Annotated in this window: 23 protein-coding genes; 19 read left to right on the top strand and 4 right to left on the bottom strand. The window is 35.1% G+C overall.

All coding sequences use genetic code 11. The features are described from left to right. Positions 1-242 precede the first annotated feature (242 nt). The 13 genes from ACXY7N_RS13535 to ACXY7N_RS13475 all read left to right on the top strand — a co-directional run bounded on the left by ACXY7N_RS13535 (position 243) and on the right by ACXY7N_RS13475 (position 12,072). Positions 243-842, top strand: a complete 600-nt coding sequence (locus tag ACXY7N_RS13535) for a TasA family protein (protein ID WP_098986095.1) — start codon at positions 243-245, stop codon at positions 840-842. A gap of 197 nt (positions 843-1,039) precedes the next feature. Next, the gene (locus tag ACXY7N_RS13530; protein WP_098986094.1) at positions 1,040-1,726 is read left to right on the top strand and encodes a CPBP family intramembrane glutamic endopeptidase; all 687 of its coding nucleotides are present in this window, start codon (positions 1,040-1,042) and stop codon (positions 1,724-1,726) included. A 23-nt stretch (positions 1,727-1,749) separates the two neighbouring features. Continuing rightward, positions 1,750-2,721, top strand: coding sequence for a phosphotransferase enzyme family protein (locus tag ACXY7N_RS13525; RefSeq protein WP_098800034.1), 972 nt, complete (start codon positions 1,750-1,752; stop codon positions 2,719-2,721). 159 nt (positions 2,722-2,880) lie between these two features. Further along, the gene (locus tag ACXY7N_RS13520; protein WP_088083224.1) at positions 2,881-4,341 is read left to right on the top strand and encodes an alanine/glycine:cation symporter family protein; all 1,461 of its coding nucleotides are present in this window, start codon (positions 2,881-2,883) and stop codon (positions 4,339-4,341) included. A 137-nt stretch (positions 4,342-4,478) separates the two neighbouring features. Next, positions 4,479-5,207: an amino acid ABC transporter ATP-binding protein gene (locus ACXY7N_RS13515; protein ID WP_148667147.1), complete on the top strand. Its 729-nt coding sequence runs from the start codon at positions 4,479-4,481 to the stop codon at positions 5,205-5,207. A 12-nt stretch (positions 5,208-5,219) separates the two neighbouring features. Then, positions 5,220-6,050, top strand: coding sequence for a glutamine ABC transporter substrate-binding protein GlnH (glnH, locus tag ACXY7N_RS13510; protein ID WP_098646234.1), 831 nt, complete (start codon positions 5,220-5,222; stop codon positions 6,048-6,050). A 100-nt stretch (positions 6,051-6,150) separates the two neighbouring features. Continuing rightward, positions 6,151-6,807, top strand: a complete 657-nt coding sequence (locus ACXY7N_RS13505; RefSeq protein WP_016133608.1) for an amino acid ABC transporter permease — start codon at positions 6,151-6,153, stop codon at positions 6,805-6,807. After that, the gene (locus tag ACXY7N_RS13500) at positions 6,808-7,452 is read left to right on the top strand and encodes an amino acid ABC transporter permease (RefSeq protein WP_000345969.1); all 645 of its coding nucleotides are present in this window, start codon (positions 6,808-6,810) and stop codon (positions 7,450-7,452) included. A gap of 204 nt (positions 7,453-7,656) precedes the next feature. Next, entirely contained in the window at positions 7,657-9,084 is a 1,428-nt protein-coding gene (locus ACXY7N_RS13495; RefSeq protein ID WP_001187117.1) for an amino acid permease, read from the top strand. Next, positions 9,059-9,436 carry an OsmC family protein gene (locus ACXY7N_RS13490; protein WP_016133609.1) on the top strand — a complete coding sequence of 126 codons (378 nt, stop codon included), beginning with the start codon at positions 9,059-9,061 and terminating at the stop codon, positions 9,434-9,436. Before ACXY7N_RS13495 ends, ACXY7N_RS13490 begins: the two co-directional genes overlap by 26 nt. A gap of 62 nt (positions 9,437-9,498) precedes the next feature. Further along, the gene (locus ACXY7N_RS13485; RefSeq protein WP_488592436.1) at positions 9,499-9,933 is read left to right on the top strand and encodes an HIT family protein; all 435 of its coding nucleotides are present in this window, start codon (positions 9,499-9,501) and stop codon (positions 9,931-9,933) included. Positions 9,934-10,112: 179 nt separating this feature from the next. Continuing rightward, positions 10,113-10,670 carry an RNA polymerase sigma factor gene (locus ACXY7N_RS13480; protein ID WP_488592435.1) on the top strand — a complete coding sequence of 186 codons (558 nt, stop codon included), beginning with the start codon at positions 10,113-10,115 and terminating at the stop codon, positions 10,668-10,670. Beyond that, a complete protein-coding gene (locus ACXY7N_RS13475) occupies positions 10,636-12,072 on the top strand; it encodes an anti-sigma factor (RefSeq protein WP_488592434.1) in 1,437 nt (478 codons plus the stop codon). The genes ACXY7N_RS13480 and ACXY7N_RS13475 overlap by 35 nt, the downstream gene beginning before the upstream one ends. 28 nt (positions 12,073-12,100) lie before the next feature. Here ACXY7N_RS13475 and ACXY7N_RS13470 read toward each other — a convergent pair whose 3' ends face one another. Then, entirely contained in the window at positions 12,101-13,054 is a 954-nt protein-coding gene (locus tag ACXY7N_RS13470; RefSeq protein WP_488592433.1) for a helix-turn-helix transcriptional regulator, read from the bottom strand. A gap of 105 nt (positions 13,055-13,159) precedes the next feature. Between ACXY7N_RS13470 and ACXY7N_RS13465 the strand changes: the two genes are divergently transcribed. Together ACXY7N_RS13465 and ACXY7N_RS13460 are read left to right on the top strand one after the other, a co-directional pair. Beyond that, positions 13,160-13,681 (top strand): dihydrofolate reductase family protein, encoded by a 522-nt coding sequence (locus ACXY7N_RS13465; RefSeq protein ID WP_016133614.1) that lies wholly within the window; start codon positions 13,160-13,162, stop codon positions 13,679-13,681. Positions 13,682-13,894: 213 nt separating this feature from the next. After that, positions 13,895-14,317 (top strand): bacteriocin immunity protein, encoded by a 423-nt coding sequence (locus ACXY7N_RS13460; RefSeq protein WP_001032608.1) that lies wholly within the window; start codon positions 13,895-13,897, stop codon positions 14,315-14,317. 222 nt (positions 14,318-14,539) lie between these two features. Here the strand turns inward: ACXY7N_RS13460 and ACXY7N_RS13455 are convergent, their stop codons facing one another. Next, positions 14,540-15,910, bottom strand: coding sequence for a sensor histidine kinase (locus tag ACXY7N_RS13455; RefSeq protein WP_488592432.1), 1,371 nt, complete (start codon positions 15,908-15,910; stop codon positions 14,540-14,542). Positions 15,911-15,921: 11 nt separating this feature from the next. Then, complete coding sequence (locus tag ACXY7N_RS13450) at positions 15,922-16,599, bottom strand: response regulator transcription factor (protein ID WP_016133616.1); 678 nt, start codon at positions 16,597-16,599, stop codon at positions 15,922-15,924. A 174-nt stretch (positions 16,600-16,773) separates the two neighbouring features. On the opposite strand from ACXY7N_RS13450, the gene ACXY7N_RS13445 reads away from it, so the two are divergent. The 4 genes from ACXY7N_RS13445 to ACXY7N_RS13430 all read left to right on the top strand — a co-directional run bounded on the left by ACXY7N_RS13445 (position 16,774) and on the right by ACXY7N_RS13430 (position 20,600). Continuing rightward, entirely contained in the window at positions 16,774-18,027 is a 1,254-nt protein-coding gene (locus ACXY7N_RS13445; protein WP_367888302.1) for a cell wall-binding repeat-containing protein, read from the top strand. A 308-nt stretch (positions 18,028-18,335) separates the two neighbouring features. Further along, positions 18,336-19,787, top strand: coding sequence for a SulP family inorganic anion transporter (locus tag ACXY7N_RS13440; RefSeq protein WP_098485835.1), 1,452 nt, complete (start codon positions 18,336-18,338; stop codon positions 19,785-19,787). Between the two features lie 65 nt (positions 19,788-19,852). Next, entirely contained in the window at positions 19,853-20,275 is a 423-nt protein-coding gene (locus tag ACXY7N_RS13435; protein ID WP_000277996.1) for a universal stress protein, read from the top strand. Between the two features lie 199 nt (positions 20,276-20,474). Continuing rightward, positions 20,475-20,600 (top strand): DUF4027 family protein, encoded by a 126-nt coding sequence (locus ACXY7N_RS13430; protein ID WP_082181333.1) that lies wholly within the window; start codon positions 20,475-20,477, stop codon positions 20,598-20,600. A 100-nt stretch (positions 20,601-20,700) separates the two neighbouring features. On the opposite strand, the gene opp4A is transcribed toward ACXY7N_RS13430, so the two are convergent. Further along, the gene (gene opp4A, locus ACXY7N_RS13425) at positions 20,701-22,476 is read right to left on the bottom strand and encodes an oligopeptide ABC transporter substrate-binding protein (RefSeq protein ID WP_367888301.1); all 1,776 of its coding nucleotides are present in this window, start codon (positions 22,474-22,476) and stop codon (positions 20,701-20,703) included. Between the last annotated feature and the right edge of the window lies 1 nt (position 22,477).

The raw sequence follows: 22,477 nt of genomic DNA, 5'->3' as shown, positions 1-22,477 counted from the left end.
GGTAAATAAAGTAATCAGGCAATGAATAGTAAATGAAATGAGATTGGCTAACGAATGACCGGTAATGATTCATGGTAATATTACCGGTCATTTTAAAAGTAATAGTTGTTTGGGCACAAGAAGTAACTAGTTTAAAGTTAGTTTTCTTTCGTTATGGGACAAGGTAGTTGCTTAATGATTATTGTTTGTGGGATGGAAATAAGGTTTGTAGTTTGAACTTTAAAAATAGGGGGACTTGTGAAATGGGTATGAAGAAAAAACTTGGTATGGGTGTCATAACTGCAGCGCTGGGCTTATCTTTAATTGGTGGGGGAACATATGCGTATTTTAGTGATAAGGAAGTATCACAAAACACGTTTGCAGCGGGTACTTTAGATTTGAGTGTGAATCCTGAAGTTGTTATTAATGTCGACAATCTGAAACCAGGTGATGAAATGGAGCGCGGTTTTCAATTAATTAACAAAGGAACCTTAGCAATAGGAGATGTGAAACTCCTGACAGATTACAGTGTAATCGATGCAAAAGGAGATAATGGAAATGCTGATTTTGGTGATCATATCCGAGTTGATTTCTTGTGGAATTTGGATAAAAATCAAGTTCCAATTTGGTCTACTACATTATCTGAATTAAAGGTAGCTACGCAAAACGGAAGTATTCCTAATCTTGTACAAAAAGGTGTTGTAGATCGAGAAGGAAATGGACTTGCTCCTGGTGATGATGATACTTTTTATGTAATGTTCACATTTGTAGATAACGATGAAGAGCAAAATGTATTTCAAGGAGATTCATTAAAATTAAATTGGACTTTCAATTCAATGCAGACAAAAGGTGAAGAGAAATAAAAATAAATGTTATATACGAGAATCAATTGATGAAGAATTAATGAATAGAACTTTTAATAGTGTAAAGGTTGATTTAGTGAATCAACCTTTTTCTTTTTGTGAGAAAATTATGCTTGGGCTGTTTAGAAAAATAAGCTTGAAAGTTACGTTACGTCATCTTTTATACTATAGAAAATAGGATATAGGGGATGGTATAGATGACTTTGAGGTATATGTGGGGATGGAAAGAAATCTTATATTTATTTATGTTTGTATTTATTATTGTTCCAGTAACTGTTGAATCTCTTTTTTATGACTATGCTTTAAAAATAATAGGTAACTCATTATATGCTGGGGTATTAATGGGATTTATAATGGCAGTGATATTTACTACTGTAGTTTATCTTTTTTGTATAAAAAGGTATAAACTCTCGTGGAAAGATATTGGAATTAGGAAGCTTTCATGGAAAAATCTTTTATGGACAGTTGGAGCGGTTATTTTCTTACTTGTAGCTAGTGTTGCTGTATTAGTGATAATGGAGAAAATGGGTATTTCCTTTGAAAACAGTAAGACGGAGGCGGTCCAAAATGATAAATCAATATATTCATTCTGTATCGCGGTAATTGGAGCGGCCATTATATCACCGATCTATGAAGAGATTTTATATCGAGGTGTTTTTTATACATTTTTTCGTGATAGGTATGGCATGTGGGGCGGTATGTTTATAAGTTCTGTCATATTTACCGTTGTCCATATTCCCACATATAACACATTACCGGTGAACTTTTTGAGTGGGGTAGTATTTGCATGGTTATATGAGAAAACAAATTCTATTTTATCAGCTATGATTGCCCACGCACTATTCAATTTCATAGCAGTACTTTTAACATTTATGTCGAATTAAGAAGATATATAGGAGGGATATATATGGAAATAGCTGTAGAACGAGTTTTTACAAAAGAGATTTTAGCAAGAGCAGCAAAGGCATTTTATGTAACAGTGGAAGAGAAGCCGCTTGGAGATTTTGAAAATTATATTTTTAAGGCGAAGGGTGATCGTGGTGAAGATTACGTATTGCGTTTAACCCATTCTTCTCATCGTTCAAAAAAAGAAGTCGAAGCTGAATTAGATTTTTTACGATATGTTGCGGAGAATGGGGCAAAGGTAGCAGGGCCTCTTTATTCAGCGTCTCAAAATCTTGTAGAAGAAATTAGAGCAGAGGATGAAACTTTCTTTTTCGCTTCTTTATTTACATATGCAAAAGGTGAGCAAGTAAAAGGGGAAGGATCGCCTTATTGGGGAGATGCTTACTTTGAAGCATGGGGAAAGGCGATTGGCCAACTGCATCGCCTAACAATGAACTATCCTACAACAGACTATCGTGATACGTGGGAAGAAGATGAAAGTGGAATTGTTAATGAATTAGAAGATGATCAAGTGAAAAAGGTTGCAGCAGTATTAATGGATGAAATAAAGGCTCTTCCCATTGAAAGAGAAACGTTCGGCCTTATGCACGGTGATATCCATCCAGGTAATTTTCATTATGATGGTAAAGAGCTAACAATCTTTGATTTTGATGATGCGGCTTATAATTACTTTATACATGATTTAGCGATGGTTCTCTATTACTCTGTTCTATTTACACCGTGGACAGCGGAAGAGAAGACAAATTTTGCTCGTAAACAGCTACAAGTGTTACGAAAAGGCTATGAGTATGAGCACAGACTAGCGGATAGTTGGTATGAATCGTTACCATTGTTCTTACGTCTACGTGATGTTGGTTTATACGGTACACTTCAAAAGAAGTTTAAGGGGAAAGATATGCCAGATAACTTCCGGAAATTATCGGAAGAATTATATGAAAGAATTATAAGCAAAGAAGCAATTGTGAATATATAATACATTTTGTTCAAAACAAAGTATATAAAATAAATATATACTTTGTTTTTTTATACAAAAATATGTTTGTTTTATTAAAATAATATTGTTATAGATTCGGTATACACTTATAATTTTATATATATTCAGAATATTCTTTATAAAGAAGGAGGGGGAATATTGGAAGCTATCGTAAATTGGATAAATAATATTGTTTGGAGTCCAGCACTTGTTTATTTATGTTTAGGAGTAGGGTTATATTTTTCCATTCGAACGAGGTTTTTACAAGTAAGGCATGTAGGAGAAATGGTGAAGCTGACATTTCAAGGAGAAAAATCAGAGGCTGGTGTTTCTTCATTCCAAGCGTTAGCACTTTCGTTATCAGGACGCGTTGGGACAGGGAATATAGCTGGGGTAGCAACAGCGGTTGCATTCGGTGGACCAGGAGCTGTATTTTGGATGTGGGCAGTAGCCTTTTTAGGAGCAGGATCAGCTTATGTGGAATCAACACTCGCGCAAATATATAAAACGAAACATCAAGGACAGTTTCGTGGTGGACCTGCTTATTACATTGAAAAAGGTTTAGGTGTGAAATGGTATGCATTAGTATTCGTTGCAGCGACAATTATTGCAACGGGGCTTTTATTGCCAGGTGTGCAAGCAAATAGTATTGCCGTAAGTTTAGAAACAGCTTTTGGAATTAACACTACCGTATCAGGGGCTTTATTAGTTGTTGTATTAGCTATTATCATCTTCGGTGGCGTAAAGCGAATCGTTAACGTTGCACAAGTTGTCGTACCGTTTATGGCAGTTGGTTATATTTTAGTAGCTTGCGTTATTGTTGCTATGAATATTGAAAAGTTGCCAGAAGCATTTATGCTAATTATAAGGAGTGCTTTTGCATTAGAAGCGGCTTTCGGTGGTATTATCGGTTTAGCAATTTCTTGGGGAGTAAAACGTGGTATTTATTCCAATGAAGCAGGGCAAGGAACTGGACCACATGCAGCAGCTGCTGCGGAAGTATCACATCCAGCTAAACAAGGTTTAGTACAAGCATTTTCCGTTTACATTGATACATTATTTGTTTGTTCAGCAACAGCATTTATGATGATTATTACAGGCATGTATAACGTATTTGATGCAAGCGGAAAAAGCTTTATCGTAAATAAATTAAATGGTGCTCAGCCAGGACCGGGATATACACAGGCAGCGGTAGAATCTGTTTTCCCTGGATTTGGAAACGGTTTCGTTGCAATCTCGTTACTATTCTTTGCATTTACAACAATTATGGCGTATTACTACATTGCAGAAACGAATATCGCGTACTTAAATCGTGATAAAGACCGTCCTTGGCTGTCTATGGTACTAAAATTTGTATTTTTAGGAGCTGTATTCTACGGCTGTATAAAAACAGCAGCAACAGCTTGGGCTTTAGGTGATATCGGTGTAGGAATTATGGCATGGGTAAATATCATTGCGATTTTATTATTACAAAAACCTGCATTAGTTGCATTAAAGGATTATGAAAAGCAGAAAAAAGAAGGAAAAGATCCAGTATTCGATCCAGGGCCATTAGGAATTAAAAATGCTGATTTCTGGGAGCATGAATACGGAAAAGATAAGAAAGAAGAAGTATCTTAATGGAATAGAAATGAAAAAGCAAAGGGGAAATCCCCTTGCTTTTTTTTATGGGCAAAATGAGGCAGGTAGTTATTTTTTTGCCTATTTTTGAATATAAAAAGAATGTACATGCTTTGTTAGAGGGAGGGGGGAGTATGTTGATAGAATTTCGTAATGTAAATAAATATTATGGCAACTTTCAAGTTTTAAAAGATATTAATGTGCAAGTGAAAAAAGGTGAAGTGGTAGTAGTTGTTGGGCCTTCCGGATCAGGAAAAAGCACGTTGCTTCGGTGTATAAATCAATTAGAGACAATTACAGATGGAGAGTTAATTGTACAAAATACGGATGTACACAATGCCAAAACGGATATGAATGAATTACGCCGAAATATCGGGATGGTTTTTCAGCATTTTTATTTATATCCACATAAAACGGTTCTTCAAAATATTACACTAGCGCCTATTAAAGTAAATAAAGTTTCAAAAGAAGAAGCGGAGAAAACCGCAATGTTTTATTTAGAGAAAGTAGGGATTCCAGAGAAGGCTAGTGTATATCCGCATCAATTATCCGGCGGACAACAGCAAAGGGTAGCGATTGCTAGAGGACTCGCGATGCAGCCGGAAATTATGCTATTCGATGAGCCTACGTCTGCTCTTGACCCGGAGATGATCGGGGAAGTACTGGATGTTATGAAAACGCTAGCTAAAGAAGGGATGACGATGGTTGTTGTCACACATGAGATGGGATTTGCGCGAGAAGTAGCAGATCGGATTTTATTTATGGATGATGGCAAGATTATTGAGGATACAACACCGGCGCAATTTTTTGCGAATCCTGAACAAGAAAGAGCACGTTTATTTTTAAGCCGAGTGTTAAATCATTAGAGGAGGAATTTCATGCTTAAAATGAAAAAGTTATTTACCTTAATCGTATTTTCATGTTTATTCGTACTTATCGTTGCTGGATGTGGCAGTAAAAAAGATGAAGCGAAAGAAACGAATACGAAGCAAGGCGGGGCCATAGAGCAAATTAAAAAGCGCGGGAAATTAGTAGTTGGGGTGAAGAATGATACGAATTTATTCGGATTGAAAAACCCTTCAACAGGGCAGGTAGAAGGATTCGATGTTGATATCGCGAAGGCACTTGCGAAAAAAATTCTCGGAGATGAAAAGAAACTAGAATTAAAAGAAGTAACGTCTAAAACGCGTATACCACTACTAAAAAATGGTGACATTGATGCAATTATCGCGACGATGACAATTACGGAAGAACGTAAAAAAGAGGTTGATTTCTCAGATGTATATTTTAAAGCAGGGCAATCGTTACTTGTGAAAAAAGGAAGCAATATTAAGAGTATTGATGATATAAAACAAGGTGTGAAAGTATTAGCTGTAAAAGGCTCAACATCTACAAATAACATTCGTCAAAAGTCACCAGAAGCGACTGTATTAGAATTTGAAAATTATAGTGAGGCATTTACAGCGTTAAAAGCGGGTAAAGGTGATGTTTTAACGACAGATAACGCAATTCTTTACGGAATGGCAAAGCAAGATTCAAATTATGAAGTTGTAGGGAAAATTTTCACGGATGAACCGTACGGAATTGCGGTGCAAAAAGGTGCGGATGATTTGACGAAAGAGATTAATAGCTTACTAAAAGATATGAAAGCGAATGGGGAATACGATAAATTGTATGAAAAATGGATTGGTCAAAAACAGGAGAAGTAAAGTGAAACTTTAATTAGTGGGTTTTTATTCCTAGTGAATAGTAAGAGTGAGAGGATGAGGGATGCTCATCCTCTTCTTGTAAAGAAAGAGGGTAGAATATGTGCCTGATTTTTCTATATTAACGAATAACATTGATATGTATTTAGAAGGCTTTAAATATACAGTTATGTCTAGTGTAATTGCATTAATAGGAAGCTTTATTTTAGGCTTAATTTTGGCTGTAATGCGTATTGCACCTATTCGTATTTTAAATTGGATAGGATCAGCTTTTGTGGAGTTTGTAAGAAATATTCCACTCGTATTAATTGCATTTATATTCTATTTCGCTTTACCTGTAATAGGAATCACTTTAAATGGTTTTGTAGCAGGAACAGTTACGCTTACTGTGTATACTGCAGCTTTTATTGCGGAAGTCATTCGGGCAGGGATTTTATCAGTCGCGAAAGGACAAATGGAAGCAGCACGGTCTTCAGGGTTAACGTATGTACAGGCGATGTATTATGTTGTCTTACCTCAAGCGATGAAAATCGTAATTCCTCCTCTAGGAAATCAATTTCTCAATTTAGTAAAAAACTCTTCCATACTCGGAATTATCGCTGGTACCGATTTGATGTATCAAGGAGATTTAATTTCAACGAAGACATTTGTTACGTTCGACGTGTATATATTTGTCGGGATGTTTTATTTAATAGTAACAATTCCGCTCAGTATGCTAGTGCGTTATTTAGAAAAACGCTTGGCAAAGGAGGCGGTGTAAATGGATTTTAAGGGAGCCATAACAGGTGATCATATTCTATTTTTATTAAAAGGATTGCTTATAACGTTAGAGGTAGCGCTCGTCGCGATTGTACTTAGTTTTATTATTGGTAGTGTAATAGGGATATTGCGCTACATGAAAATACCTGTCGTCTCACAAATATTAGGGATTATCGTTGAAGTGATTCGAAACTTACCACTACTTTTAATTATATTTTTCACGTATTTTGCACTTCCAGAAGCAGGCTTGAAATTAGAAATTATAACGGCCGTAATTGTTGCTTTAACAATATTTGAAGCAGCGATGATATCTGAAATTGTTCGAAGTGGTTTATTATCTATTGAAAAAGGACAGATTGAGGCCGCAAGATCTTCAGGATTAACGTATGTTCAAGCGTTGTGGCATATTATTTTACCACAAGCATTAAGAAGAATGGTCCCGCCGCTTGTCAGTCAGTTTATTTCATTGCTGAAAGATACATCATTAGCAGTTGTTATATCACTGCCAGAGCTTATGCATAATGCCCAAATTATTAGCGGACAGAATGTAAATTATACGATTCCAACGTTTATAGTAGTAGCTTGTATGTACTTTATCGTAAATTATAGTTTATCAATTTTATCGAGAAGATTAGAACTTCGTTGACTCTTACAATATATGTAAGGGTTTTTCCTTGTTTCTCCTTATTTTCCTCTAAATAGAATCTAAATCTTGCAATAATTAGATTTTTTATATTATTTTATCAGAAAAGTTTTAATTTTATATAGAAATTGTAATCGCTTTCGTGTATATTTTTATTATCAGAAAATTTTAACAAGATATAGGGGTATCGGTAGGGGGAGGATTTAGATGCAGCAACCAACGAATGAGAAATTACATCGTACGATGAAGAGTAGACATTTATTTATGATCGCACTAGGTGGTGTAATCGGGACTGGTTTTTTCTTAGGTTCAGGTTACACCATTAATCAGGCTGGACCAGGGGGAGCCATCCTTTCATATTTAGTGGGCGGATTTATTATGTATTTAACAATGCTTTGTCTTGGAGAGTTAACGGTAGCAATGCCAGTTTCAGGATCTTTCCAAAAGTATGCGACGAAGTTTATTGGACCAGGAACGGGCTTTATGATCGGCTGGCTATATTGGCTTGGCTGGGCAGTGACAGTAGGTTTAGAGTTAACGTCAATCGGTTTAATGATGAAAAGATGGTTTCCAAATGTTGATGTTTGGGTATGGTGTCTCGTATTCGGCGTTATTTTATATGCTTCAAACGCTATCTCAGCGAAGAGTTATGCTGAATTAGAGTTTTGGTTCTCTAGTATTAAAGTAGTTACAATTCTTGCGTTTGTTGTTCTTGGTGGTAGTGCATTATTAGGGTTTTTACCATACGATGGAAAAGAAGCAGCACCTCTTTTCTCTAACTTTGTAAGCGATGGCGGGTTATTCCCGAATGGACTAGCTGCCGTATTACTTACAATGATTACAGTTAACTTCTCGTTCCAAGGAACAGAGTTAATCGGGATTGCAGCGGGAGAAAGTGAAAATCCAGAAAAAACAATTCCACGTGCGATCCGTAATACAGTATGGCGCATTATGTTATTCTTCATTTTAACAATGACGATTTTAGTAGGATTAATTTCTTGGAAAGAAGCAGGGGTAATTGAAAGTCCATTTGTAGTTGTATTTGATAAAATCGGTATTCCATACGCAGCTGATATTATGAACTTCGTTATTATTACAGCGTTACTATCTGTAGCGAATTCAGGCTTATATGCGGCAACTCGTATATTATGGTCACTTGCAAATGAAGGAATGGCACCAACATCTTTCCAAAAAGTAAATAAGCGTGGTATTCCAATTACAGCGTTAGTCGTAACGATTGCGGTAGCTGGATTATCTCTATTCACAAGTTTCCTTGCAGAAGATACAGTATACATGTACTTATTATCGATAGCTGGTTTATCGGCTGTTTCAAGTTGGATCATTATTGCTTTATCGCAACTTCGCTTTAGAAGTCAGTATATAAAAGGCGGAGGAAAGTTAGAGGACTTAAAGTATAGAACACCACTATACCCGATTGTTCCAATTTTAGCTTTAATTACAAATAGCATCGTTGTTATTAGTTTAGCGTTTATTCCTGAACAAAGAATGGCGTTATACTGTGGTATTCCATTTATCATTTTCTGCTATATATATTATTATATGAGTAAGAAACGGAAGAAACCGATGAAAGTGGAGATGGAAAAAACAAATGAAACTAACAATCAAACACGATGATATAGAAGCAGATTTATCGTATGGTCAATTAGCGATTGGAAAAGAAAACGGGTATTCACCGTTACAATTACTCATTTCTTCTATCGCAGGATGTAGTGCAATTGTCTTCCGAACAATTTTAGAAAAGAAACGTATTCCATACGATACGTTTACAATTGAGACTGAAATTGGTAGAAGTGAAGCTGTATCAAAACCAGTTGAAAGTGTTCATTTGCACTATAAAATCAAAGCACAAAACATTACAGAAGAGCAGTTGGACAAGGCGCTGCAACTTGCAGTGAAAAATTGTACGATTGTTCAATCTGTAAAAGATAGTATAAAGGTTACGGAAACAATTGAACTAATAAAATGAAACATAAAAACGTGAGAATACGGCTCTCACGTTTTTATGTTTTTAATAAAGGGGGAAATATGATGGAATGTTTAGGGTGTAAATTAGCCAACGAAGAAGAAATTATATATAAAATATATGAAGATGACTATGTAACATGTTTTTTAGATCATGAACCTTTCTATCCAGGACATACTTTAATTGTGCCAAAGCAACATGTTGTAGAAGTAGACGAATTAGATGATGTTGTGGCAAAATCCATTATGGATGCTTCTAAGCTGATTGCAAAATCGATTAAGGCATTATATAAACCTGACGGAATTACAATTTGCCAAAATGGTGGAATCTTTAACGAGTTAACACATTACCATATGCATGTCGTACCAAGATATAAAGAGCGCTCGTTTGCTGAGTTTTATACGGTACAGCTAGGAGAAAAGAAGAATTATAACTTGGAAGAGACAAAGCATTTGTTAAAAGAAGCGATAGAGCAAATGCTGCTTACTGAAAAGGCGTAAGAGGGATGTTCTTAATGGAATAATCAGGAAAATTCTAATATAAAAAATCCCAATTTCTCAGTTACAATAGAGAAATTGGGATTTTTTATATTCTATTATTAAGTTTTATATATAAAAAGATTTTGCAGTGTCACAAAGTATAGCGCTCATTCGTTATATAGAGTGAGAGGAGGAATTATATGAAAGTTATAAATAACGATTATGAAAAGATGGAAGAGCTATATGAGTTGTACGAACAAAAAATTTATTATGTGGCTTATTCTATTTTAAATAATATTCAGCAGGCTGAAGATGCGGTTCAAGAGACGTTTATTACTCTTTATAAGAACTTGGAAAAGCTCCATAGCTTGAGCACTGAAGAGCTTAAACGCTACATTTTGAGGGTCGCGAAAAACAAGGCGATTGATAGTTATCGGAAAAATAAACGACATGAAACATTCTTAGAAGAATATGAAAGAGAATCAACAGAAGCAGTAGATGAAAATATTGAAGAGTGGGAAAAACGTAAAATGTCTGAGGTTCAAATTGATACATTGCTAAAAGAGTTAAATGAATCGAACAGACAGGTGTTTAAGTACAAAGTCTTCTATAACTTAACGTATCAAGAAATTTCAGGTGTCATGGGGATAACGGAGGCCAATGTCCGTAAGCAGTTTGAACGCGCTCGAAAACGAGTTCAAAATATGATAGGAGGTATACAACATGACGAATTCAAAGAACTCCAAAGAAATATATGAACTTGCTGAAAAAATTGCTTTAGATGATTTTGATAAACTCGAAGAACAGCATGAATTTTCACATACATATATGCACAAAAAGAAATTGTTTATGGAGGAAATGAAGCTGAAAGATGGACAACCGCAGAAAAAGCGTAAAAAACATCGTATGTTAATCGCTGCTGCTTGCTTATTGATTGGCATGCCGACAACCGTTTTTGGGGCAGTGAAAGTCTATAATATGATTGTCCAAAAACAAAATTACGAAGTAAATGTTTCAGTAACAAACAATGACTCGAAAAAGAGTGACAAGTGGTATAAGTTGAAGATTGGTAAATTGCCAGAAAATATGGAAGCAATTGATGACAGTGCTATGAAATATTCATTTAAAGATAACGACGCAAATGGAGGCTTTTCATTTAGTCTTTGGAGAGTAGGGGAAAATGCGGACTTTCAAACTTTATATTCAAAAAGCTACAAAGAAAAAGAGATAGGTGGCAAGAAAGCAGTAATTGTTCATAAAGAAACTGGAAACAACAATGTAATGTTTGATAGGAAGGTTTTTCTCTTTTTTGAGAAAGAAGGGATTATGTTAGAAAGCTTTATTGGATCAGATATAAATGAAGAACAAATGATAGATGTCTTAGGGAATATTTCACTTGAGCCCACGTCAAAAGAAAAGGCATCACATATATCAAATTATGATAAAAAGTATTTTAGCCAAGCAGATGAACCTAAAAAACCTAAAGTGATTCCTTTGAAAAAAGATAGCAAACGACTATTTCATATAGGGCAAAAGGTTCCAGTAACGATATCTATGGATAACAGCCAAATTGAATATGTGATAGAAAAAGTTGAAGTTTTTGATTCGATTAAAGATTTTAAACAAGAGAACTTTAATGAACTTGGCCTAGGGATATTAAGCAAGAAGAAGGCTTTAGATCAGACGGGAAAACTGCTATCGTACAGACGGGATGTATATAAATTAGGGAATGGTAAAGATTCAATTGATACATTAGTAGATTCGCAATTAGTTAATGTTAAATTTGTCTACTTGACAACTACAGTGAGAAATATTGGTAAACAGGCGACAGAAGAAATCTATATGCATCCATCCATAAAGCAGCTTAAATTTGAAGGGAATGCATGGAAATACGCTAAAGAAGAGGGAATGGAAGCAACGCGTATTATGACGGGAGAAGTTGATTATTTAGAACCTCACGGAGACGGGAAAAGCTTTTATAATATTGGTAGTATCCGACCGGGACAAACGGTAAAGGTTAACCTAGGTTATTTTGTAGATGAGGACAAGTTAGATTCAATCTTTTTGGATGCTTTCCATTACAGAGGGAATGGAAGTACTGAAAATATGAATGCGTCATATCGTTGGTGGATTGATATTCGTCAACAGTCAAAACAATAGGAACAAATAAACAAAAAGCTGCTTATATCTAGCAGCTTTTTTCGTCTTCATACATATGTAAAACTTCTTTCGCACGTATACGTAAACTATCTATCAATTCTTTTGGCTCTAAAACTCGTGCATCTTTTCCAAGTCTATAAAATAAAGGCGTAATAAAATTAATTTCACCTTTATCAATTGTTGAATGTATATATCCTGTCCCGTCTTCGTTTATTACAACGAGCTCTTCAAGGTAAGGAACGCTTTTACATTGGCGTACACCTTCTGTTGTCAGTAAAACATGTAACTGAGTAGGACTGTGTACTACGTTAGAGTTAGAGATAAACCACTCTTCTAAATTCATGAATGTATCTTCATTTTCTTCTGTGGATAATATAGAGAGAATGCGGTCGACGCGATACAGTAATATTTTTTTTCTACTAAAGTCGTAGGATGGTAAGTACCATAGCCCGTCATGCGCATATACACCGATAGGGTGAACATGTTTTGTTTTTATCCCCGATTTAGATTCGTATTGAAAGTGTAAATCTTTATTTTCAATAGCGGCGGTTAGCACTTCGTTTAAAAGGGGTGTATCAATTGTTCTCTTTGGATTCCAAAAAGCGATATAAGATCGTATTTTATCAACTTTCGCTTTCGCATCATCTTGTAGAGAGCTATACAGTTTATGTGTAACAGAATTGATCTCTGTATTAAAAGGCAGGTCTCGGTAGTAGCTTAAAGATTGAAAGGCAAAAAAGATGGAGACCGCTTCGTCTTCCGTAAATAAGATAGGTGGAATGACCCTATTTGTTAATACTTTATATCCTCCATTACGACCTTGTTCAGCATAAATGGGTAATCCCATATCACTTAAATCTAAAATGTATCTATGAACCGTACGAACGGAAATATTAAATTCATCAGCTATTTCTTGAGCTGTAAATGTCTTTTTGGCAGAAGCAAATATAAGAATATCTAATAAGCGTTTAGCTTTTGACAAATGTATCACCTTTTTCTTTTTAACATGACATAAAGTGTCATGTTTTATTGTTAGTATATTGTTTACATCATATGTTATCAAGATGAGATATAAGGAGGAAAAAATATGTCACGTGAAATAGTTTTATTTATTGCGGCGAGCTTAGATGGATATATTGCGAAAGAAAATGATGATTTAGAGTGGTTAATGGAAACGGAAGGAGAGGGAGATAACGGTTATACAGAAATGTACGAAACGATTGATACAATAATTATGGGAAAGAAAACGTACGATTATGTAGTAGAGCATACGGAAACATTCCCGTACTTAGATAAAACATGTTATGTTTTTTCTCGTTCAGAAAAAGGTTCAGACAGAAACGTAGAGTTTGTAAATGAAGATGTAGTGGAGTTTACAAAAAGGTTAAAAGCACAAGAAGGATCTAAAATATGGATGGTTGGTGGAGGAGAGCTACTGAGAGAATTCTTTAAGAATAATCTAATTGATGAATATGTTGTTACGATTACACCGCATATATTAGGCTCTGGTGTTCCATTATTTAAAGAAAAGAATCCAGAAATTAATTTAACTTTGACGGATACGAAACGTTTTGGGCAATTTGTAAATTTATATTATGAGGTAAAGTGAATAACCTACCAATGAATAGACCAAATCACATCTGATTTGGTCTATTCTTCTTCCTAGTTATATCAATATTTATATGTCTTTAACATATCAATTAACATAAGGGATAACAGATAACATATTAATTTCGATAATTCAAAAGGGAAATTGTAATTTTATGTTGAAATGAATATGGAAATTATGAAGAAATGTAATTAGATTACTGAGGTGGTTGTCTTGAATAAAGGGAGTGAGGAATTGGATGAAAAGAAACTATTAAAATTAGTTTTAGAAATTCAAGAGCTACAAGATTTTGGAGAAGATTTTGAACATAAACTGACTGTATTTGAAAAGAGTGTTCCTTATCCACGTGCAAAAGAATTATTTTTTGCTGACTACGGTGCAGAATACATTGTAAAAAGAGCTATTAATCATAAAAATATAAAGTTAGGAGAGTTAAATAGAGAAGAGTTAGTTACCTTGGTTCAAAAACTTATGGATACAGAAGGAGAAGAATGGGAGCTGGCAATTTGGTTGGACATGGTTAAATCGTCTGTTATTGACCCTAAAATAAGTGATTATATTTTCTGGAGTGATGAAGAATTAACTGCCAGAGAAATTATAGATAAAGCATTGGCTTATAAACCATTACAAATATAAAGTGTGTTACTTTAAGTAGAATTAAAGATTCTTTTTAGAATAAAGAGTGTGAAATGAATATGTTTAGAAATTTATTTAAGTTTTGTCTTTAATTTTATTTAAGTTAAAGGAGAATTTAATTTAATAAGACAATAAAAGACGCTCAGAGTTTTTTCTGCTCTGGGCGTTTTCATATGTCAATTATGATGTAATTTTATAGGTTAATTAATGATAGTTGTATTTCTATATAGATGATAATGAAATGATAAAACAAGACCCATGATCGACTTCGCTCGTTACAGTAATATTCCCGCCGTGTAGTTCTACAATTTCTTTCACGATAGATAGTCCTAAACCAGTTCCCCCTGTAGCGCGTGATCTAGCTTTATCAACTCGATAAAAGCGGTCGAAAATGTGAGGGAGGTCTTCAGGCGGAATACCTTCACCTTCATCTTCAATTGTAATGGAAATACGTTTATTTTCTTCTGTAACAGAAATGTTTATATGAGAATGTTCGTTTGAATGTCTATAAGCGTTATTTAAAATGTTCACTATAACTTGTTCAAATCGCTGCTCATCTAAGCTTACTACCAGTGTAGGAGGACAAAAGAAGGAAACTTTAATATGTCTTTCTTTATACATGGCGTTTACTTTTTTGGCTATGCGAGTAAGGAAGGTGTGTAAATGTACTTCTTTTACTTGAATAGAGAAGTTATGTTGTTCTATTTGTGCAAGTGAAAATAAATCTTGAACTAAGTTTGTAATGTAATCAGACTCATCTTTTATAATAGATAAATATCGCAAACGTTGCTCAGGAGATGTGGTTTCTTTTAAAGCAATGTCAGCATAACCTCTTACGTATGTTAACGGTGTTCGTAATTCGTGAGCAACACTTGCTAGAAATTCACTTCGCTCTGTTTTCATATAATGTAAATCATTTGCGAGCGTTTGAATTGATGATGCTAGTTCACCGATTTCATCATTTCGAGTAGTTGTTAATGAAACAGATAAGTCGCCTTTACTCATTTTTTCAGTGGCATGTTTCATGTGTAACAATGGTTTTGTTAACAACCGTGATAATAGAAAGATGGTGATGGCTGTTAATAGAAAAGTAATGACTCCAGCAATAATGAATTGTCTTGTTAGCCCGTTAACCATTTCCTCGATTGATTCCGTTCCGAGAAACATATATACGTAGCCTTCTGTTTTTCCTGCCACTATAATTGGGCTAATTGTACATATATAATTAGATGTTTTCCAATGATTCTCTATAATTGCTCCCTCATGATCTGTCCGTGTTTGCATCTTTTCAATATGCTTTTTTATAGTAGTATTTATTTCATTGGATTTAGCTAGTACATCCTTATTTGCATTTGTAATAACAACAGTGGTTTCAGCTTCGGATTCCATTAGGGCAACATGGGAGATTGTTTGCTTATCAAAATACTTTTCAAGGACATCTCGGTGACTATTTCCGCGCTTTAATAAAGCTGTCATTTCTTCATTTACTCTATTGCTGACAAGGCTATAATAAAGCAAGACAAATAGAACACTTTCGATTAAAAGTGTAACAATTAAAAAATAAAATCCGAGTTGAATAGATATTCGCTTCATCGTTTTGCTCCTTAATCTAGAGTATCAATCCATCGATACCCGACTCCGTAAACAGTTTTTAAATGATGATCAATAGGAAAATTTACTTTTCGTAATTTATCACGCAAATTACGAATATGTGAATCGACTGTTCTATCTTCTGTATTTGTATTTAATCCCCAAATTCGTTCAATGAGCTGATCGCGGCTTAATACGTAGTTCACATGACGTAAAAATAATCCGAGTAAAGAGAATTCGATTGGAGTGAGAAGAAGTTCTTCATTATGGACAGAAGCGAAATGCTTTGCCTCATCCCATAAAATGCCGTGATATTGGATTTGTGCGTGTTGATTCGTTCGCCTTAAAACAGCTTCAATTCTTGCGAAAAGCTCCTCTTCATGGAACGGTTTCGTCACGTAATCATCTGCGCCAAGTTTTAATCCTTGGATGACATCTACCGTTTGATCACGAGCAGTTACCATAATGATAGGAACGTTACTAAATGATCGAATTCTTTTGCACGTTTCCCATCCGTCCATCTTTGGCATCATAATATCAAGTAAAACAAACTTGAAGTTTCGATTTTCTATATGTGAAATAGCTTCTTCACCGGATACTGCACATACGCAGTTGTATCCGATTGGAGTAAGATAAAGTGTTAATAATTCAAGCATTCTCGGCTCATCATCTACGAGTAGTATATCGACCATAGAGTACCTCCGCATTTGTAGTTATTATTTAAATTGTAAGTCAAAATCATGAAGAAATGGTGCAGATTATAATGCATCTGCATAATTTCTTCAGAATTGCTTGTTATTGTAAAGGTGAAATTCTAATTTAGGTAATCATATTGGCTCGAAAACGATTCATACGGAGGCGGTATAGTGAAAAAGATGACCCGAATTTTAGGGATAACAATAATTGCGGCGGCTGGTCTTGCGGCGTGTGGGCAAACGAACACAGATCATAAAAATCATGAATCTAAAGAAGAGAAGAAAACAGAGCAAAAGGAAATGAAAATGAAAATGAAGCAGGAGGTAAGTGCACCGAAAGAAATGAATAAGGGGGCATCGAATGATGTATTAACGACGAGTTTAAAAAATGTAACGAGATTAAATACAAATGACCCTATGCAAATGGCAGTATTAACTTCGCAAACGATATGGCCAGCAACGCATAAAGAGAATCAGCCAGGCGCTGTTATTTTAGTACCAGTAAACGAGTGGCAATTAGGTATTGCAAGTGCGGATCTTATTCACCATCCGAATAACGGGCCGATTTTATTTATAGAAAAAGAAAAGGTACCCGAAATGACGTTAAAAGAAATAAAACGATTAAATCCGCTCGGAACGAAAGATGGAACACAAATTATGGTGATGGGGGATGTAAGTGCATCAATCCTTGAGCAATTAAAAGATTATCAAGTAAAGCAAATAAAAGAAACGGATCCAGCTACATTTGCTAAAGATGTGGATAAAGAATATGCCGATATAACAGGAAGTTATCCAAATAGTGTTATTATCGGTTCATCGGAAGAAGAAGGGCGTTTATATACAACACCGGCTGTAAACTGGATTTCTCATATGCCAGAACCATTACTCTATACAGAAAAAAATAAAGTGCCAGAAGCGACGATAGTGGCATTAAAGATGAGAAAAGATAAAGCAAATATATATTTACTAGGACCAGAAAAAATCGTTTCAAAAGAAGTAGAAAAAGAGTTAAGTAAATACGGGAAAGTAACGCGTATTAGTGGAGAGACTCCAGTAGAGAATTCTATTGCATTTGCGAAATTTAAAGATGAAAAAACAAAATTTGGATGGGGGTTTACAAAACCAGGTCACGGTTTATCATTTGTTTCAAGCAAAACACCAGACTTAGCAGTTGCAGGGGCACCATTTTCACATATGGGTAAACACGCACCTGTTGTATTGTTAGAAGAAGGGAAAGCTTCACAACCAGTGTATGAATTCCTTGCTAGTATTCAGCCGAAGTTTAAAGATGACCCAACGCTGGGACCATATAACCACGGCTTCTTATTAGGAAGTACGAGTGATATTTCATTTGAAACACAAGGTATATTGGATGAGAGGTTAGAGATTGTTCAGGAAAGTGGCCAAGGGCACGGTGGACATTAATGAAATGAGAAAAGACGCTATGAAGGTAGCGTCTTTTTTTAGGAAACTTTTACATAGCGCAAAATCCTCTACTCGTTATATAATAGCCTTCGTGCAGTCGGCTTAGATTTTCTTATGGAGAAAATTAAATGATAAAGTGAAACTTTAATCAGTGGGGGTTTTGTTCATCCCCCACTGATTATTAGTTGAACCAATCGGGCTTTTATGGGCAGTTGATCCCCACCTAACTTCTTTGCTTCCGCTGAATTTTGAGGTGGGGGTCTTACTGCCCGGCAAATAGCGGGATAAAAGAGTAGAGGAGTGGTATTTTGTTTCAAACGATAAAAAATGATTGGTTCTCCAATGTGAGAGGGGACGTACTATCAGGAATTGTTGTTGCTTTAGCGTTAATCCCTGAAGCGATTGCTTTCTCTGTTATTGCAGGTGTGGATCCGACCGTTGGGTTATACGCAGCCTTCTGTATTGCAGTTACCATTTCATTTGTTGGCGGAAGAACTGGGATGATTTCAGCTGCAACAGGTGCGATGGCATTACTAATGGTAACGCTTGTTAAAGATCACGGTTTGCAATATTTATTTGCTACAACAATATTAACAGGTATTGTCCAAATTATTTTTGGTGTGTTCAAACTGAGCTCATTTATGAAGTTTGTTCCGAAATCTGTTATGAGTGGTTTTTTAAATTCACTTGGAATTTTAGTTTTTACAGCGCAATTGCCACATTTTAAAAATGCAACTTGGCAAATGTATGCACTTGTCGCATTAGGACTTGTAATTATATATGTATTTCCACGTATTACGACGGCTGTCCCGTCTACACTTATTTCCATTATTATTGTGACAAGTATTGCACTTATGAGCGGATTACAGTTGAAAACAGTAGGAGATATGGGAAGCCTGCCGAAAGAATTACCGTTCTTTAGCATTCCTGACGTGCCTTTTACACTTGAGACATTAGGAATTATTTTACCGTATGCAGTTATGCTTGCAATTATCGGTTTATTAGAGTCATTATTAACAGCTTCAGTTTTAGATGATATGACGCATACGGAAAGTAATAAACATAAAGAAGCACGCGGTCAAGGTATTGCAAACATTGTCGCTGGATTCTTCGGAGGAATGGCAGGATGTGCAATGATTGGTCAATCTGTTATTAATATTAAATCAGGTGGACGCGGACGATTATCAACATTTGTAGCGGGCGGGTTTTTAATCGTATTACTATTCGTTTTAGGTGATTATGTTGTTCATATTCCGATGGCAGCTTTAGTTGCAGTTATGATTATGGTTTCAATCGGAACATTTGATTGGAACTCTGTAACAACGATTCATAAAGTACCGAAAGGAAACGCATTTGTTATGATCGTAACAGTTGTGATTGTCTTAATTACACATAATTTAGCATTAGGTGTAATTATCGGAACAGTAAGTAGTGCGGTTTTATTTGCATTCAATATGGCAAAGATTCACGTGAAACATTTATATATTGAAAATAAGAAAATATACGAAATTCATGGTCAACTTTTCTTTGCATCTATGGCGGATTTTATAAATAATTTTACATTTGAGGAAGATGTAAAAGAAATTGAGTTGAATTTTACTCACGCACACGTATGGGATGATTCAGCAGTAGCTGCAATTGATAAAGTTATCATGAAGTATGAACAAAGTGGCGCGAAAGTAAGTATAACGGGATTAAATGAACGAAGCTCGAAAATTATTTCAAATTTAGCTACTTATAATAAAAGAATTGCAAGTTAGAAGCCTCCTTTTTAGGGGGCTTTATTATATAATACGAGTAGGATAACGAAAAGGGGATTCAGCATATGTACAAACAAATTATATTAGCATGTGACGGTTCTGAACATGCACTTCGAGCAGCGGAACATGCAACATATATTGCGAAATGTAGCGAAGAAACAAATGTTGAAGTTGTGTACGTAGTAGATAATAGAACGGCAAAATCAGATATTATACAAGGCCAAACAGATTTAGAAACAATATCGGCTAGTCGAAAAGATAAATTAAAAGAGATTGAAGGTTTATTAAAGAAAGAGAACATTTCTTATAAAATTACGATATTACATGGAGATCCTGGAGATACGATTGTTCAGTATGTGAATACAGGAGATATAGATCTTGTTATTGCTGGAAGCAGAGGATTAAATACATTACAAGAAATGGTGCTTGGTAGTGTCAGTCATAAAATAGCAAAGCGTGTGAAATGTCCGGTGATGATAATAAAGTAAAACGAAATAGAACGTAACTAAGACCTTGATATAATTCGGGGTCTTTTTTGCCGTATAAAGGGAGAGTGGGTGGGCATACTAGATATATAAGTTTTAAAAAATATTAACTTACAAATTTGTAAGTTTGTTGTCAGAAAAATCGATGTTATGAAATTTTTCCCATTGGTAAAATAAGAGTATCAAAGGGGAGATAGGGAGGATGGAAGCAATGAAATCATTTCAAAATTTATCATATAGTCAAGGGGTAAGCTTAATTTGTTTAGGGGGATTTGCGGCATCTGTTACGTTAGCTGTTGTAATAAAGATGATTCATCAAATCTTTTAATCTTAGAGTAGGGAAGGAATTGGTTGTTATAAATAGCAAGAGAAGGATTATAAATAAAAAATAGCTCCCGGCATATATCTCAGTGCCAGGAGCTATTTTCTTATTTCTCTGTTTCTGCTTTATCGCTTGTTACGCTAACTTTAGCCCATTTATATTGATCTTCCGGTGTATATTTATAATCTTTTACGCGGTTATTGATACCCTTTAGATCGAACTTATAATGAAGTGGAATCATTGGTACTTCATCATGGATTAGTTTTTGCCATTTATCATATACTTCTGTACGATATTTATCGTCAGCAGCTTTTGGAGAAAGACCTTCTTTTAATAACTCAGTATTTTTAGGATTTGACCATCTTTGGTAGTTAAAGCTTGCATCAGGTCCCCAAAGGCCAGATGGATCTGGGTCAGAACCAGTACCGAAAGCACCAGCATATAGATCGACTGCAGGATCATCTTTTTTCAGCTTATCATAGAAGGAGTTAAATTCATGTAAGCGACCGTCAAGAAGTTCAACTTTAATGCCAATTTCTTTCCAAGATTGAATAAAGAATTTTGCAAGTGGTTCACTTACATCACTACCACTCATTGATAAGAAGTTAAGTTTAACTTCTTTACCATTAGGGTCTTCACGGAAACCATCACCGTTTTTATCTTTATATCCAGCTTCGTCTAACAATTTTTTCGCTTTCTCAACATCTTTATCATAAGCACCTACTTTATTATTGTGGAACTTAGGTGAAGCTGGTGAGATTGGTGAGTTAGCTGGATAACGTAAACCGTGATATAGTTTTTCACCGATTTCTTTTCGATCAATTGCATAAGCCATCGCTTGACGTAAACGAACATCTTTGAATGTATCTTTATCCATTACCATTTCACGTTTTTCTTTATCCATGTGTCCAAATTTAAAGCCGATGTAGCTGTAGTATAAATCTGTTCTTCCAACTAGTTGTGCATTCTTTAATTTACTTACGTTCGGATATTGATCTGCACTTACTTCTGCGATATCAATGTCACCATTTTTCAATGAAGCATTAACGATAGATGGATTCACAACTTTTAAGACTACATTTTTAAGTTTTGGTTTTCCACCCCAATAATCATCGAAACGTTCAAATTCAACAGATTCTCCAGGAACGATTTTCTTAACTTTAAATGGTCCAAAACCAATTGGGTTTTTACGGATTTTATCAGATTCTGCTAATTTATCAATCGGCACATCTGCTAAGTATTTTTTATGAAGAGGATATGTCCAAAGTCCAGTTTTCACAGAAGGATTTGGCTCTTTAAATGTAAATGAAATTGTTTTTTGATCAATTACTTTTACACCAGAAATTTTATCTGCTTTTCCATCGTGATAATCAGTCATTCCTTCAATCATTTGCATTTGAGTATCATAGCGAGATCCAGCATATAGCTTGCTTCCAATCACGAGGTAAGAATACTCTAAATCTTCAGCCGTTACAGGGTTTCCATCATGCCATTTTACGTTATCTTTAATTTTTAATGTAATTGTTTTTTTATCTGCTGATATTTCATACGTAGCAGCACCTTCGTTATTGTATTCCCAGTTTTTGTCGTTGTCTAATAATCCTTCATCAAAGAAAGTAATAACTTGGTTGTCAGGATCACCTTCATATACAGCAAAGTTCAAAAGTCCTTCAAATGGTGTGTTAGAAACAAGCCCATATGTCAATGAGCCGTCTTTAATTTCTTTTTTATCATTTTTAACAGTTTCATTAAATTTGCTTGTGTCTACCTTTTTTGTGCTGCTCGTTTTTTCACTACCTCCACTGCCCCCACACGCTGAAAGTAGTAATGTTGAAACTGCAAGTGTACTTAATACTTTAAAAAACTTTGGTTTGTTTGTCATT

The organism is Bacillus sp. 5w2 (genome assembly GCF_054353775.1).
This window is presented reverse-complemented; position numbering and strand designations above follow the sequence as displayed.